At 67.0% G+C, this 12687-nt stretch carries 18 protein-coding genes; 3 read left to right on the forward strand and 15 right to left on the reverse strand.

The window, feature by feature from the left end; all coding sequences use genetic code 11:
- Positions 1-136 precede the first annotated feature (136 nt).
- From AB0I42_RS36515 to AB0I42_RS36585, 15 genes are all read right to left on the reverse strand, one after another.
- Positions 137-1273 (reverse strand): tyrosine-type recombinase/integrase, encoded by a 1137-nt coding sequence (locus AB0I42_RS36515; protein WP_357544349.1) that lies wholly within the window; start codon positions 1271-1273, stop codon positions 137-139.
- Positions 1273-1488 carry a helix-turn-helix domain-containing protein gene (locus tag AB0I42_RS36520; RefSeq protein WP_357544350.1) on the reverse strand — a complete coding sequence of 72 codons (216 nt, stop codon included), beginning with the start codon at positions 1486-1488 and terminating at the stop codon, positions 1273-1275. Before AB0I42_RS36520 ends, AB0I42_RS36515 begins: the two co-directional genes overlap by 1 nt.
- The gene (locus tag AB0I42_RS36525; RefSeq protein ID WP_357544351.1) at positions 1481-3226 is read right to left on the reverse strand and encodes a replication initiator; all 1746 of its coding nucleotides are present in this window, start codon (positions 3224-3226) and stop codon (positions 1481-1483) included. Before AB0I42_RS36525 ends, AB0I42_RS36520 begins: the two co-directional genes overlap by 8 nt.
- The gene (locus AB0I42_RS36530; RefSeq protein ID WP_357544352.1) at positions 3223-4062 is read right to left on the reverse strand and encodes a hypothetical protein; all 840 of its coding nucleotides are present in this window, start codon (positions 4060-4062) and stop codon (positions 3223-3225) included. The genes AB0I42_RS36525 and AB0I42_RS36530 overlap by 4 nt, the downstream gene beginning before the upstream one ends.
- A complete protein-coding gene (locus AB0I42_RS36535) occupies positions 4062-4598 on the reverse strand; it encodes a DUF4326 domain-containing protein (protein ID WP_357544353.1) in 537 nt (178 codons plus the stop codon). Before AB0I42_RS36535 ends, AB0I42_RS36530 begins: the two co-directional genes overlap by 1 nt.
- Before the next feature lie 64 nt (positions 4599-4662).
- On the reverse strand, positions 4663-4860 hold the full coding sequence (locus tag AB0I42_RS36540; RefSeq protein ID WP_357544355.1) for a hypothetical protein: 198 nt from the start codon (positions 4858-4860) through the stop codon (positions 4663-4665).
- The gene (locus AB0I42_RS36545) at positions 4857-5564 is read right to left on the reverse strand and encodes a GGDEF domain-containing protein (protein WP_357544356.1); all 708 of its coding nucleotides are present in this window, start codon (positions 5562-5564) and stop codon (positions 4857-4859) included. Before AB0I42_RS36545 ends, AB0I42_RS36540 begins: the two co-directional genes overlap by 4 nt.
- Positions 5561-6295 (reverse strand): DUF2637 domain-containing protein, encoded by a 735-nt coding sequence (locus AB0I42_RS36550; RefSeq protein WP_357544357.1) that lies wholly within the window; start codon positions 6293-6295, stop codon positions 5561-5563. Before AB0I42_RS36550 ends, AB0I42_RS36545 begins: the two co-directional genes overlap by 4 nt.
- Positions 6282-6545, reverse strand: a complete 264-nt coding sequence (locus AB0I42_RS36555; RefSeq protein WP_357544358.1) for a hypothetical protein — start codon at positions 6543-6545, stop codon at positions 6282-6284. The genes AB0I42_RS36550 and AB0I42_RS36555 overlap by 14 nt, the downstream gene beginning before the upstream one ends.
- Entirely contained in the window at positions 6542-6727 is a 186-nt protein-coding gene (locus tag AB0I42_RS36560) for a hypothetical protein (RefSeq protein ID WP_357544359.1), read from the reverse strand. Before AB0I42_RS36560 ends, AB0I42_RS36555 begins: the two co-directional genes overlap by 4 nt.
- Positions 6728-6761: 34 nt before the next feature.
- A complete protein-coding gene (locus AB0I42_RS36565; RefSeq protein ID WP_357544360.1) occupies positions 6762-7058 on the reverse strand; it encodes a spread protein in 297 nt (98 codons plus the stop codon).
- Positions 7055-8674 (reverse strand): FtsK/SpoIIIE domain-containing protein, encoded by a 1620-nt coding sequence (locus AB0I42_RS36570; RefSeq protein WP_357544361.1) that lies wholly within the window; start codon positions 8672-8674, stop codon positions 7055-7057. The genes AB0I42_RS36565 and AB0I42_RS36570 overlap by 4 nt, the downstream gene beginning before the upstream one ends.
- Complete coding sequence (locus AB0I42_RS36575; RefSeq protein ID WP_357544362.1) at positions 8671-8862, reverse strand: hypothetical protein; 192 nt, start codon at positions 8860-8862, stop codon at positions 8671-8673. The genes AB0I42_RS36570 and AB0I42_RS36575 overlap by 4 nt, the downstream gene beginning before the upstream one ends.
- Positions 8863-8947: 85 nt before the next feature.
- On the reverse strand, positions 8948-9166 hold the full coding sequence (locus tag AB0I42_RS36580) for a hypothetical protein (protein WP_357544363.1): 219 nt from the start codon (positions 9164-9166) through the stop codon (positions 8948-8950).
- Positions 9166-9558: a transcriptional regulator gene (locus AB0I42_RS36585; protein WP_357544364.1), complete on the reverse strand. Its 393-nt coding sequence runs from the start codon at positions 9556-9558 to the stop codon at positions 9166-9168. Before AB0I42_RS36585 ends, AB0I42_RS36580 begins: the two co-directional genes overlap by 1 nt.
- Positions 9559-9700: 142 nt before the next feature.
- On the opposite strand from AB0I42_RS36585, the gene AB0I42_RS36590 reads away from it, so the two are divergent.
- The 3 genes from AB0I42_RS36590 to AB0I42_RS36600 all read left to right on the forward strand — a co-directional run bounded on the left by AB0I42_RS36590 (position 9701) and on the right by AB0I42_RS36600 (position 11695).
- The gene (locus tag AB0I42_RS36590; protein WP_357544365.1) at positions 9701-10342 is read left to right on the forward strand and encodes a DUF6879 family protein; all 642 of its coding nucleotides are present in this window, start codon (positions 9701-9703) and stop codon (positions 10340-10342) included.
- A gap of 3 nt (positions 10343-10345) precedes the next feature.
- The gene (locus AB0I42_RS36595; protein WP_357544366.1) at positions 10346-11188 is read left to right on the forward strand and encodes a helix-turn-helix transcriptional regulator; all 843 of its coding nucleotides are present in this window, start codon (positions 10346-10348) and stop codon (positions 11186-11188) included.
- Between the two features lie 69 nt (positions 11189-11257).
- Positions 11258-11695 (forward strand): hypothetical protein, encoded by a 438-nt coding sequence (locus tag AB0I42_RS36600; RefSeq protein WP_357544367.1) that lies wholly within the window; start codon positions 11258-11260, stop codon positions 11693-11695.
- Positions 11696-12687 lie beyond the last annotated feature (992 nt).

The raw sequence follows: 12687 nt of genomic DNA on the forward strand, positions 1-12687 counted from the left end.
CTTCCAAACTGATTACGCGAGTTCGATTCTCGTCGCCCGCTCCATACCGCTCCGGCCCAGGCCAAGGGCCATATCCCCTGATCCCGGGCCGGGCAACCTCTCCCCTACTTCGATCTTGCGGGCCATTCGTGGGCCATTAGCTCTTGCGACGCTTCCGGCCGGTCTGCTTGGCAATCCGGCGATCCATGGCCGAGGCAATCTCCCGGTCCCGCTCGCTGGTGGCGTGCTGGTAGATCAGCGCGGCCCTCATGCTGGCGTGGCCCATCCGGTGCATGAGTTCCCGAGTGCTGGCGCCGGCCGCAGCCGCGAGGTTGTTCCCGGTGTGCCGCAGATCGTGAAAGTGGAAGCCGGGCAGCCCGACCGAGGCGACCGTCTTAGTCCACCTGGTCGCAGCACTGAACCCGCTCGACCGCAGTAGGCCCCCCTTGGCGCCGGTGAAGACGATGGCACCGGCACCTTCTTCTACATAGGCGTCAAGGTGGGTTCGCAGTGCTTCCACGGCGGCGGACGGCACGGCTACGACGCGGACGCCGGCAGCCGACTTGGGCGGGCCGAACTCCAGCCGCTTCCGCAGGGCGGCCAGCTTCCGGGGCACCCGGACGGTTGCCGAACTCAGGTTGATGTCGGACCGACGCAGCGCCACCAGTTCGCCCCACCGCAGGCCGGACAAGGCGGCGACGACGATCAGAGCTGAGTACCGGGCCGGCACGGCGTCGGCCAGGGCGTGGACCTGGGCGATGGTGGCCACGGGCCGCTCCGGGGTGTGGTACTGGTCATATCCCCTGATTCGGCATGGATTCTGGCGAATCAGCTCATCTTCCTTCACGGCCGTGTTGAGGATCGCCCGCAGCAGCGTGTACGCCTTCACCGCCTGCGGTTCCGGGGTGCCGCCGTCGAGCAGCTTCCTACGCCATGCCCGGATGGTCGCCGGCTTTATCGCGGCCAGCGTGAGCTTGCCGAGATGCGGGGTGACGAGTCTGCCGAACAGGTACTCGTATCCCTCGCGGGTACGCGGGGCGAGCTTGCGTTCAGCGATCCACCGCACACCGTACGGAGCGAGTTCGATCTCCCCGGCTTCCGGGGCGGTCCAGATTCCCCGGATGATCTCCGACTCCACCAGCGTGAGCCACTTCTCGGCCTGGCGCTCCGTGGCGAACGTCTTCGGGGCGGTTCTCTCCAGCCCATCGGGGCCGATGTACCTCGCCTGGAATCTTCCCGAGGCCCGCCGCCGGACGTTGCCGAAACGACGACGGGCAGAGCCACCACCAGCCATCAGGCTGCCTCCCAGAGTTGTTGACGAAGCTCCGCACGGGTCAGCGGTTTGACCCGGTTGGACTCGATATAGGCGTCTACGTCGGCAGGATCGAACCGCACACTGCGGCCGACCTTCACGAAGCCGATCCGGCGTTCAGACACGAGCCGCCGCACGAATCGAGGCGACGCCCGCAGTCGGACGGCAACCTCATCGGAGGTGAGAAGGTCACCCACCCGCCTCTCCTTCCGTTGCGCCACAAGGGTTCTCGGGACCGCTACTGTCCTGTGTGGATCTGTCTCGTGCAGCAAGGAGAGCGTTCCGCCACTGCATCCGTTGGGCCAGTGCCCGCAGGAGCCGGTGTTGCAGCGGTGAGACGTCGGGATCGTCGTGCTTGGCCATCTCCCAGGCGTAGGCGGCCGGCTGGTCGGGGGCGACGGGGTCAGCTTCAGCGGCGGGGATGCCGACGCCCAGGACGGCGCGGACCCAGGCACGGGCGTCGTGGCGGTGGTCGGCGAGGGTCTTGCCGGACCAGCCTCGGGATACGAGGATGCGCCGGCCGCCGATGCCGAGGGTGGCCCGTTGGTGGACCTTGCCCTTGCACCGGCCGGGTTGTAGCCGCTCGTGTGCCTTCTTCGGCTGGACTCCGTAGAGCAGCCAGTTCGCGCACCGCTCGGAGCAGGGTGTGACGCGGAGCTGTTGCCAGAGCCGGTCGAGGTGTGCCCGCTTGCGGTCGGTGTCGGCGGCGTGGACATCGCCGGATGACTTGGTGATGTACTTCGTGATGTAGCCGATCGTGCGGTTGGCATCGGCGCTGCCGGGGTTCACTCCACGGGCGTCGACCTGGCGGCCGAAGCGAACGACGTGCGCGGGGGTGGCGTCGGGGTCGTCGTCGACCTGGTCCAGGGCGTCACCCCACGAGGTGAGCGGGTTCCGGGTGTCGGGGTCGACCCAGCAAGCCGCGGTGCGGTCCCAGACCGGGGGCCGGTCGAGGCTGTAGCGCAACTCGTCGGCGGGTGGCCACCACACCTGGTGGTAGGTCGCGGCGGCGACCTGGCGCAGGATCTCCCGTGGGATGGTGCCCCGGATGGCGAAGTGCGCGTGCGGGGCAAGCCGTCGCTGTGGCTCGACGCAGCCGGCGTACTGGACGTTCCAGCCGACGCAGCGGCGAAGGTTCTGCCAGAAGCGGTCCAGGAGCCGTGGCCAGTGGACGGCGTCCCAGGCTGCGCGGCGGTAGTCGTAGGCGTCCGGGTCGACGGGGGTGCCGTCAGGCAGGACCGGCCCGTATGAGTCCAGGGTCAGGGACAGCCACATCGAGGGTCGGTGTTCGGTGCCGTCCGGCGCGGTGTAGACCCGGCCCACGGTGCGAGCCTCCACCTTCTTGCGGGGCAGGTCGGGGGTGTCCTGTCGACGACGGGTGGACCGGACACGGCGAGGACCGGCGTCGTCCTGGTCCTCACCGTGGGAGGGTGCGACACTCCCCCGCAGCCCTTCCGCCGCGATGGCCTCTTCCACCTCGCGGATGGCGGCGTCCAGGTCGGCCACCTGGTCCCACTCGGAGCCGCGTACCGCCTCATCCCGGTAGAACTCAAGGTGCGCCCGCAGCGCGATCAGCGCTTTCTGATCCTCGGTCGCCGGGGCAGGCGCCGGCATCGGTTCGTCGGTGCGGTGCCAGCCCTCGCGGATCTGGGTCTGCCGTAGACGCTTGGCCCTCTTGGCGCACGGGGCGCACTTGTCCTCCCGGGTCGATCCGCAGGGCACGTCGATGACCTCGGTCATCCCGGTCTGTAGATCGGTGCGGCGCAGGGAGACGGGGCGCAGGCAGACGCCGTACTCGGCGCACATGTCCTTGACCACGGACAGGGCCAGGGGCATGGCCATACGGGCGGCACGCGAACCGGGCCGGGGCTGGTCGGTCGGGTCGGTGTCCGGGGTCGGGGCGGGTTCGAGGCCGGGCAGGGTGGGGGCGGTCATGCGGCGACTCCTGCCGGGTGCGTGAAGAGTTGGAGCTGTAGGCAGGTCGGGGCTTGGCGGGCGAGGATCGGTGCGATGTGGGTTCGGTGCCACTGGTAGGCGAAGCGCGGGCAGTTGGCGCAGTTGATATGGGTGGTGCAGCCGGGCAGGGGCGGACGTCGACGGGCGGTGTAGGACCAGGCGAGGGAATCGGCCGAGGTGAGCAGGGAGGCGTATCGGGCGAGTCCCTGGACCTTGAAGCCGAAGCCGTGGAGTCGGGTGATGCCGATGGCGTGGAGTGCGGCGATGATCTGGCCGGCGGTGTCGGTGCCCTGGCGGCGGCAGACCGAGCCCAGGCCGACGAGCGGGGCGGTGGTCAGGTCTACTCCGGCGTCGGCGTAGAGGTCGGCGCACTGTAGGTAGTGCTCGACTTCCCAGCCCTGCAAGACGGGGCGGATCAGGTCTTTGGGCAGTCCGGCGGCTACGGCCAGGTCGCGCAGCTCCAAGAAGTTGGCGACGGTCCGGCGGTGGTGTTCCGCGATCGTCAGGCCGGTCTTGGCGATGATCCAGGGTTCGCACATCCAGTCCTGCGGCGCCGCCCACTGCAACCGGCCGGTCTCGTGGTAGTAGCGCGCGATCCGGGCGATGTACTGGGCGGGCGTCGGCCCGTTGTCCCAGGAGCCGTGCTGAGACAGTTCGGTGAACCCGCCTGAGTCCAGTGCCCAGGAGACGACGGCGCGGGGCAGCCGCTTGTAGCCGCGTAGACGGCGGTCCGAGACGAACAGCGGCACCGGCGCGGATGCGAGCCAGGCGGGGTGGTGCGTGCCGAGGAAGAACTCCAGTTGCTGGCCGGTCATCAGTTCACCTCCGTCGGGTCCGCACGGAGCAGTTCGAGGTACACGTCTGCGTGGCAGGGCTGGTCGAGCGGGCACCAGCAGGCCAGGTCGTAGCCGGCCAGGTCGCGGCGGGCGGAGGCGATCAGGTCGGGTTGGGTCGCAAGCCAGGCCCCGAACTTCTTGACGGCGGTAGCACGGCCGGTGGGGGTCGGGGTGGCCTTGAAGGGGTTGCCGAACGGTCCGGGGCGGCCGACGTAGCGGGCGGTGTCGGGCATCCGCCACCCACGGGTGCGCTGACGCTGGATGCGGACCGGGCCGGCGGGCAGGTCGGCGGGCAGGTCGAACAGGGTCAGTTGCGGGGCGGTGTGCGGGGCCGGGCCGGTATAGGGCTGGCCGACCACCGAGGCCCAGCGGCGGGCGTCGCGCAGGTGGACCGGGCACGTGATCGTGGCGCGGTAGTTGCCGCTGTCGGGGGTGCCGGCACGGACCACAACCGAGGCCGGACGAGAGCACCGGGCGCAGTACGAGATGAGCCGGGGGCGGGTGGGGGCAGTCATGGGGTCACCTCCGATCGGGGGTTGACGCGGTGCCCGGCCGGGTGGGGTCGGGCACCGCGCGGGGTCAGCGGGTAGGAGTCGGGGTGCCGGTCGCAGCCCGGCGGGGTACGCGGGACACGTCCAGGGCCAACAGTTCGGTGTCGGTGAGGCCGGCGAGCTGCTCGGCGTAGACGACGGCGGGCGGCGGGCCGAAGTCCTCGTTGAGGCTGCGGCCGGTGGTCCACGGGCGGCCGGTCAGCGCCTCGTACAGGGTCGGAATCATGGGTAGATCACCTCCGCAGGGATCACGTCGTCTTCGGTGGTCAGGTCGCGGGTGCGGATGGTCGGGCGGGTGCCGGTCGGGGTGGTGTCGTCGTCGGCGGCCGGGTCGTGGACGGTGACGCCGAGGCGGGCGGTTTTGGCGCGGTACATGGCGGCGTCGGCGGCGGCCAGGGCGACGGCGAGGCCGGACCGGGCCGGGGCGAGGCCGATGGAGGCGGTGACGGTGACGACGACGCCGGCCGGGGTCGCGGTCGGATTGGCCAGCACGGTTGGGGGCAGGTGGATCGGTGCCGCGATCACGGCAGCGAGCCGGCGGGCATGGGTGGTCGGGGAATCTGCGGTGACGATGACGGCGAACTCGTCTCCACCCAGCCGGGCAGCCGTGCCGATGGCGTTCGCGGCCAGGCGTGCCCCGATCGTGGCGAGGACGAAGTCTCCGGCGGCGTGCCCGTACTGATCGTTGACCGGTTTGAAGCCGTCCAGGTCGAGCACGACGACGTGCCGGCGGTGCCCGGCGAGGTTGGCCCAGGCGTCGGCCAACCCGAGCCGGTTGGGCAGGCCGGTCAGCCGGTCATGGGTGGCGGCGTGCCGGGCGTCGGCCAGCAGCCGGGACGAACGGAACCCGGAGAGCAGGCCGGCGGCACCGGCGAGCAGGCTGGCGAGGGTGGCCAGGATCAGCAGCGGATCGGGAGCGATGACGGTCACCGGTACACCTCCGAGGTGATGACGGCACCGTTGACGCGGGCCGGCGGGACGTAGACCGACGACGACACGACGCCGGACGGAACGACGGCAGCAGGCGGGGCGGGGGCAGGGGCGGGGTCGATGACGGGAGCCGGGATCGGGGTCGGGGCGGGCGGTGGGACGGGGTCGGGGTCGACCTGGTCGACGGCGACGACGGTCGGGGCCGGCTTGGCGGGAAGGTCGGTGTCCTCGGTGTGCTGGCTCTTGGCGCCCAGGTCGCGGGCAGCGGTCAGCAACGCGGCCGCTTCAGCCTCGATCGCGGCGAAGTCCGGACGGATGCAGCCGGCAACGAACTCGACGCCGATGACCAGGACAACGACCAGGGCGAAGACCAGCCTGAGCCCGAGGCTGCCGGGGGCAGAGAAGTTGATGACGGCCGACAGCAGAGCGGCGGCGATGAAGACGACCAGGGCGCCACGCTTGGCCTTCTTGACGATGCCGGCGGTACGGACGACGGTCAGCATCGACACCATGGCCGCGTCAAAGATCAGCGGCACCAGGTAGGCGAAGTAACCGGCATTCTGGGTCGCCAGGTAGTGGGCCTGGTGCAGGTAGCTCGTCAGCATCGCAGCGATGAGAACGAACCGGTTGTAGCGCTTGATTGAGTTGATGGACTTGAGCATTGTCGGGACCGCGTTCCGGGCATACTCGGCGGCGAACTGCTCGGTAAAGGTCCCCTCACTGGTCGACATCAGCAGTCACCTTCGGACCGGGCGTGGTCGGGGCCGGGCGGAGCCAGGCACGCAGGTTGCGGATGTAGACCGCGCCGTAGGCGAAGCAGGAGACGAGGAAGCCGAGCTGTTCAGTGGAGATGGCGTAGGCGAACCAGAGCGCCTGACCGGCCAGGCCCAGCGCCCAGCCGACCCAGGAGCGGCGACCGGCAAGGTAGAGGCCGGTCACGCCGACGACCATCAGCAGCCAGGACCAGAGCTGGTAGCTCATGCCGGCCACCCCCAGAGTTCGGCGTCGTAGGTGATCAGGTCGGCGTGCTGGCGGGTGGCCAGCGCGATCACGGGATCGGTGTCGGGGGTCGGGTCGCAGTAGGGGCAGGGCAAGTCGGGGTTGCGGTGGCGCAGGTCGAGGCAGACACGACGCACCGGGCGCCGCTTGAGGCGACGGTTCACGGAAAGCTCCTGAGTGGTAGGTCAGTGAGGAAGGTCAGCGGGGGGTGGGCTTGACGTGGACGCGAATCCAGTCCGGGGGCGTACCGGTCGAGGTCACGGCCTCGGACAGGCAGCGCCACAGCGCCCACGCCTCTTCAGGGGTCAGGTACATCCGGCGGCGGCCGGGTCCGACAGCGACGTACAGGTCAGCGCCGTCAGTGACACGGACAGTCACCGGGGTCGAAGTGCGCTCGACGTGCGGGGCACGCATCCGGTAGAAGCGGCGGGCCGGGGCTTCGTCGTCGGGCTGATCCGCGTACGGCATCCGGGTCGGGGTGTCGTCGGTGCTCATTCGGACTCCCCTTCCTTGTCGACGTCCAGCACGGACAGCAGTCCTTCGGGCAGCAGCGGCCGAGACCGGTCCGGCCGGTACGTGTGGCGACCGTTGGACTTGCCCGACCGGGGAGCCGGAACCGGAGCCGGGTCGGGGTCGGCGGGGACCTGGTCGACGGGGGCCGGGAACTTCTCGGCCATTTCACGGATCAGGGCGTCATCGATGTACGACATCCGAACCCGGGCCGGTTCGGGCTGGCCGTCAAGCAGGACGTAGGCGACACCCTTGGCCGAGAGCGGGATCTGATCGGCCAGCGCGCCACGCTCGCGGGCACCGTCACCGAGGATCAGATCCACGTGACCACGCTCGGTCAGCCCCAACGCGATGCGGGTCGGGAACAGGTCCCGAACCGTGACGACCTCCTTGCGGGGGTCCTGCGTCGCGGCGACGACAAGCACGCCCAGGCCGGCACCCTGACTCAGCAACAGCCCCAACGTCTGGGTGATCCGGTTACGGATCTCCGAGTCCGGCAGGTACGCCAGCAACGCGGCGATCTCGTCAATGACGATGACGATCAGCGGGTCATCGATCGACGGCGTATGGACCCGGACACGCCCCCGGAGCTTGCGCTGACGCTCCCGCATCACGGTCACGGCGTCTTCGAGCATGTCCGCCATGGACGACCAGTCGTCATCGACGTACCGGGCGAACAGCGGCCGTCCGATGGACAGCTCCATGCCACCTTTCGGGTCGATCGCCCACACCCGGACCAGGCCCGACGTGATACCGGCGGCCAGCGCCCGCAGCAGGGACCAGATGACCGAGCCCTTGCCCATCCGGGTCGCCCCACCGACCAGAACGTGAGTGGCCAGCAGCCGCAGGCAGTACACGACCAGGTCCTCACGCATCCCCAGCGGCAGCGCGGTAAAGTCTGGCACCGCCGGGACCGGCAGCGGCTTGACGACCCGCGTCAACGGGTCACGGCGGATGAACACGAGCGTCACGTGGCGGGGCCGGTCGCGGTAGCGGACCGCGTCAACCAGGCGCAGCAGCCACGCGAACCGACCGGACCGGGCCGGAGCCAGCGCGCGACGGGTCGAGAAGACCCGGCAGTGACGCGACCCGAAGCTGTACGCCAGGTTCGATGCCGCCTTGTGGTACACGTCCGGGGCCTGGCCACGCGGCATCCGAAGCACGACTTCATCCGTGGCGTAGGTGCAGCGCACCGACAGCAGGACCGGGACCTTCCGGCCACCGTCGAACGTCTTGACCAGGCCAGACAGGGACATCGACTCGTCCCACTGACGGTGGTAGACCCACAGCCGACGCCACGCCGACAACAGCCGCAGCGTCACCGACCGGTCGAACGACTCACGCGACTTCCACCACCAGACACCCAGGCCAGCAGCGGTCAGCAGACCGGCACCGATCAGGGGCAGCGGCCCCCACTCGGACCGAGCCCACAACAGCACCAGGACCACGGCGAAGGCCGGAAGCAGCCGACGAGCCCGAACGATCAGGCGCACCGACCAGACCGTCACCCGGACGATCAGCATCGGCAGGAACAGGACGGTGACCAGCCACCACGGCGTAGGCACCGACAGACGACGCATGTTGATCAGAGGCAGGCTCATACCAGCCGCCCCGACGACGAACTACCCGAGTTGGCCTGACGCTGACGCGCCTCGGTCCACTCCTCCGCGCAGACCTTGTGACACGCCGTCCCCTTCGGGCTACGGATGATCGTCGGCTTCCCGCACAGCGCGCACGGGGACTTCGGGCCGACACCACCCGCCGACCAGTCCAGCACGATCTTTGACATGATTGACACGCCTTCCGATGGCTTGGAGGGCGGCGGGGCGGTCAGGCTTCCTACGGCATACAGACCGCCCCGCGCCACAACTTGATCAGACAGCCGCCTTCGCGACCGACGCCGACAAAAGGTCACGGCCCTCGGACAGCGCCGCGATCACGCGGTCCACGCCCTCACCGTCGAGAAACAAGGTCAGCTCACCGGCGCCGTAACCGACCCGGAGCCCGATCTGACCCACCTGAAGGTGTTTGCTGAGCACGACCTTCGTTTCCGGCCCCACATGCACGTAAGTCGTGACCAGAGCCGTCGACATCAGGACGCCTTCCCGGCACGCGCAGCCTGCGGAGCACGCAGACCAGCCGCCCGGAACGAGTACGCCAGCCGGCCGTTGTTGCCCACGTACGGCGTGACCGTCAGCCCCTCGAACTCCACCTGCTCGAACGCATTGACGGGCGGCACCGGCTGAACATCGGCCAGGATCTTCACCGCCACCTCACGCGACCGCGCGCCAAGCTCCGGGTCCATGTCCATCACCCGCACCTGGTACACCCGCTGCCCCGTGACCTTGTCCTTCGCCGGGGTCCGCTGCTTCGTCACCTCGTTGAAGTCCATCGCCTCAGCGATCGAGTCCGGCACCAACACGCACCCGTGCGGGAAAACCGCCTCAAACGGGATACCAAACCGGATTCCACCCTTGAGAGCCACTGCTCTACCTCCTGCGACTGCCCGCCCATCGGGCTATGCGACAAGTATAGCACGGGTCATGCGAAGGATGCAAGCATAGGTCGAGCACAGTGCCAGAGTATGTAGATGTGGCGCCTTGACCAGGGCAAACGAGTACGATCCGATGCGCGCGCAAGTTGGATCCCTCGCGCAAGAGGGCGATTGGAGGCGCATGATGCGTGAACAAGGCGCCCATCGAAGCCCAAAACGGGCAGATGTGGCAAATGGCGACCGAGCGCTGACGGTCGAAGAATTTTCTTTGCTCTTTGAGAGCTGCGAGTCGAGCGCTTTTCGTTTCGAGGCGCAATCGTTCTATCGATCGAATGTCGAAACGGTTGCCTTAGCGCAATTTCTCAACGGTGAGCAAGTGGATTTGGAGTGGCTTCAGGAGTGGCTTTCCGTTGTTCGGGGGCTGACTCGTGGTGGTCGAGTTATGCAGCGAGTACGAATCATTGGTGACCCGCCCTCCAGCTATCTTCGATTCTCGCTCTTCATTACTCCGCATCTAATTGCGGCCGGCGATGATATCCGATATTTGTCGGAGGTTCGGGCGGACTCTCTTGGAATTGAACTACAAGACTTCTGGCTGTTCGACAATAAGCGGGTCGCCGCCTTTTCTTTTGATCGTTCGGGCGACCTAGAAGGCATTACTCTCATTCAAGATGAAATGCGTGTAGAAAAGTATATTAAGCTGCGTTCCATCTTGATGGATAATTCGCTTACATTCAAAGAGTACCGTGCCAATCATCTGCCACAGTTAGGATAACAAGTGTCTAGCCGTGAATCACTTGGCACCTTCTTGCGCGAACTGCGAGTGCGGCGCGGGCTATCTGGGGTTGCTCTTGCAAAACAGCTTGGATGGGTGCAGTCCAAGGTGTCTCGAATCGAGACGGGCCGCCAGGTGCCAACCGATGATGACATCCTCTCGTGGTCTACCGCGACGCAAGCAAACGACCTTGTGGAGCACATGCTCAATCTTGCAAGGGATGCACGGGCGGAACGTGTTGGGTGGCGGCCAGGTTCCTTTGAGGAGACTCAAACCGAAACACAGAGGTCGCTGTATGGGCTAGCGGCCGACGTGTCGGTAATTCGGAACTTGGAGATTGCTCTTGTCCCGGGGTTGCTTCAAACCGGTGATTACGCTCGCTTTAGACTTGCGGAGAACATTGAATTTCACGGCGCGCCCGCTAGCGATCTGGAAAGTGCCTTGATTCAGCGAATGCAGCGTCAGCAGGTACTGTACGACTCGGCAAAGAAGTTTGATTTTCTGATTTCGGAAACGGCGTGCAGGACAGTGCTGTGTCCCAAGGAAATCATGCTTGCGCAGATAGATCGGCTAATTAACCTACTCTCGATGCCCAATGTTGAAATTGGAATCATTCCCTCTTCAGTGCGAATGCCTATTGCACCGTTGCATGGGTTTGCAATGTTCGGTGACACCGTTCTCATCGAGACATGGGCGGAAGAGCGCGTTCTTCAAAATATCGCAGAGTCCGAACACTTTAGCCGCATCTTTGATGAGTTTAAGTCGGTATCCAGGTATGGCGGCGAGGCGCGGAGAATTCTCGACGCTTGCGTTAAAGGTATTGCTGAGATGGATTCCATATCGTAAGTTGATCTATTGATGCGAACATCAAGACTCTGGGTAGTTTTAAGTCTAATTTGGATACTGTGCGTCGGGGTGGCCGCGATCTCTATTGGGTGGATCGCGGCCATTCAGCGTACCCAGGACGCCGGGGAGGTGACCCCGGCCGGCGCAGCAAACGTCTACCTGCTTCACCTCAGCGGCGACGACGAGATCGGGCTTTGGCGTGTCCTGGACTCCACCCGCCGAGACGAGTTGCTCGGCCAATGGCGCACCTATCGGCACGACATGAGCCGGACCGACCCCGCTCCCGCCAAGCTGGAATTCAGCATCGACGTTGAGGACCAGGGCGACGGCAGGGCAACCGTCATCGCCACCGTTCAGCCCGTTTGGTGGATGGAAGCCTTGTCTCGCAAGGGATCTAGCCACGTCTGGCGCTTCGAGGTTCAGGCGAGTCGATCCGGTTGGCGCGTTCTCTCCGTCGACCCTCACCCCTGGTGTGGTGGGCACGTGCGGGCCGAAGCCTGCCGGTAGGACAGTGGGATAGAGGGCCGAGAAGGGGTGGAGCTGCCGGGCGTGTAGTAGGGGCGGATGCCCTCGTGTACGAAGCACCCGGCAGGACGAACCCTGAACGTGCCAAGGAAGCCGCGGTAACCACCCACAGGAAACCGGCACCGGCAGCACGATCCCCACGACGACCAGGAGCCGGGGCAGCACGCACCTCCACCTCACAGCCAGCAACTTTCAGGGTGGAAGCGTTGCCGAATTTGCCTGTACTGAATCAAGAAGCCCCGCGTGGCGGGGCGGGGCGCGGTAACCGGCTCCTGCGGAGCCGCCGCCCCCGGGCCTTCGGCCCGGGGCGGAAAGTCACCGGCCCCGAGACCCACGCCCCGCCCCGCGAACCCCTCGAAGCAGCCGCAGTTGGACGGGTATCCAGCCCGGTACGGGGAGATTGAGCGACCAACCACCGGGACATCAACGGGGAAACACCAACCTCCCCACCTTGCGGGCCGACGTCATTCCCCCCACGCACACGAAACCCCCTCGCCCGGGTAGCGAGGGGGTGGGAGGGAGCAAGGAGGGTGGGGGGTGAAGGTTGAAGATGCCTCCGGCGGGGGCGCTCAGGCTCCGGGATGGGTGGGGTTCGCCGGCGCCTGGCGGTCCGAGGGTGATTGGGGAGGGAAGCCTGTCATCCCGCCTACCTTCGACCCAGGCAAGCCGAGCAGACCTGCCCTCCGGTGCCAAGGTCGTTCGTCCGGTGGGGCGCTCCACCTTGTCACCGGAGGGCAGGCCCGCTCCACGGTGTGTGGGCCGAAGGCAGACGGGATGACAGGCAGGACGGGGCGCGCTGTGCGAGAGGGCGTTCCGGGCCACCCACGGGCCAGATACTGAGTCCCACAGCAGTCACGAACGGGCACGAGCGGGCAGACGGGTACCCTCGTTGACCAGGTGTTTTGGACAAACTGGCGCGATCTCTGGCAGCCTTCCAAACTGATTACGCGAGTTCGATTCTCGTCGCCCGCTCC

It is taken from the genome of Polymorphospora sp. NPDC050346 (assembly GCF_040655695.1).
GTDB lineage: Bacteria > Actinomycetota > Actinomycetes > Mycobacteriales > Micromonosporaceae > Polymorphospora > Polymorphospora lycopeni.

Bases quoted from the DNA above. Each gene is read 5' to 3' on its own strand.
- AB0I42_RS36515 (WP_357544349.1), bottom strand. From the start codon at position 1,273: ATGGCTGGTGGTGGCTCTGCCCGTCGTCGTTTCGGCAACGTCCGGCGG.
- AB0I42_RS36525 (WP_357544351.1), bottom strand. From the start codon at position 3,226: ATGACCGCCCCCACCCTGCCCGGCCTCGAACCCGCCCCGACCCCGGAC.
- AB0I42_RS36530 (WP_357544352.1), bottom strand. From the start codon at position 4,062: ATGACCGGCCAGCAACTGGAGTTCTTCCTCGGCACGCACCACCCCGCC.
- AB0I42_RS36535 (WP_357544353.1), bottom strand. From the start codon at position 4,598: ATGACTGCCCCCACCCGCCCCCGGCTCATCTCGTACTGCGCCCGGTGC.
- AB0I42_RS36540 (WP_357544355.1), bottom strand. From the start codon at position 4,860: ATGATTCCGACCCTGTACGAGGCGCTGACCGGCCGCCCGTGGACCACC.
- AB0I42_RS36550 (WP_357544357.1), bottom strand. From the start codon at position 6,295: ATGTCGACCAGTGAGGGGACCTTTACCGAGCAGTTCGCCGCCGAGTAT.
- AB0I42_RS36555 (WP_357544358.1), bottom strand. From the start codon at position 6,545: ATGAGCTACCAGCTCTGGTCCTGGCTGCTGATGGTCGTCGGCGTGACC.
- AB0I42_RS36565 (WP_357544360.1), bottom strand. From the start codon at position 7,058: ATGAGCACCGACGACACCCCGACCCGGATGCCGTACGCGGATCAGCCC.
- AB0I42_RS36570 (WP_357544361.1), bottom strand. From the start codon at position 8,674: ATGAGCCTGCCTCTGATCAACATGCGTCGTCTGTCGGTGCCTACGCCG.
- AB0I42_RS36575 (WP_357544362.1), bottom strand. From the start codon at position 8,862: ATGTCAAAGATCGTGCTGGACTGGTCGGCGGGTGGTGTCGGCCCGAAG.
- AB0I42_RS36580 (WP_357544363.1), bottom strand. From the start codon at position 9,166: ATGTCGACGGCTCTGGTCACGACTTACGTGCATGTGGGGCCGGAAACG.
- AB0I42_RS36590 (WP_357544365.1), top strand. From the start codon at position 9,701: ATGCGCGCGCAAGTTGGATCCCTCGCGCAAGAGGGCGATTGGAGGCGC.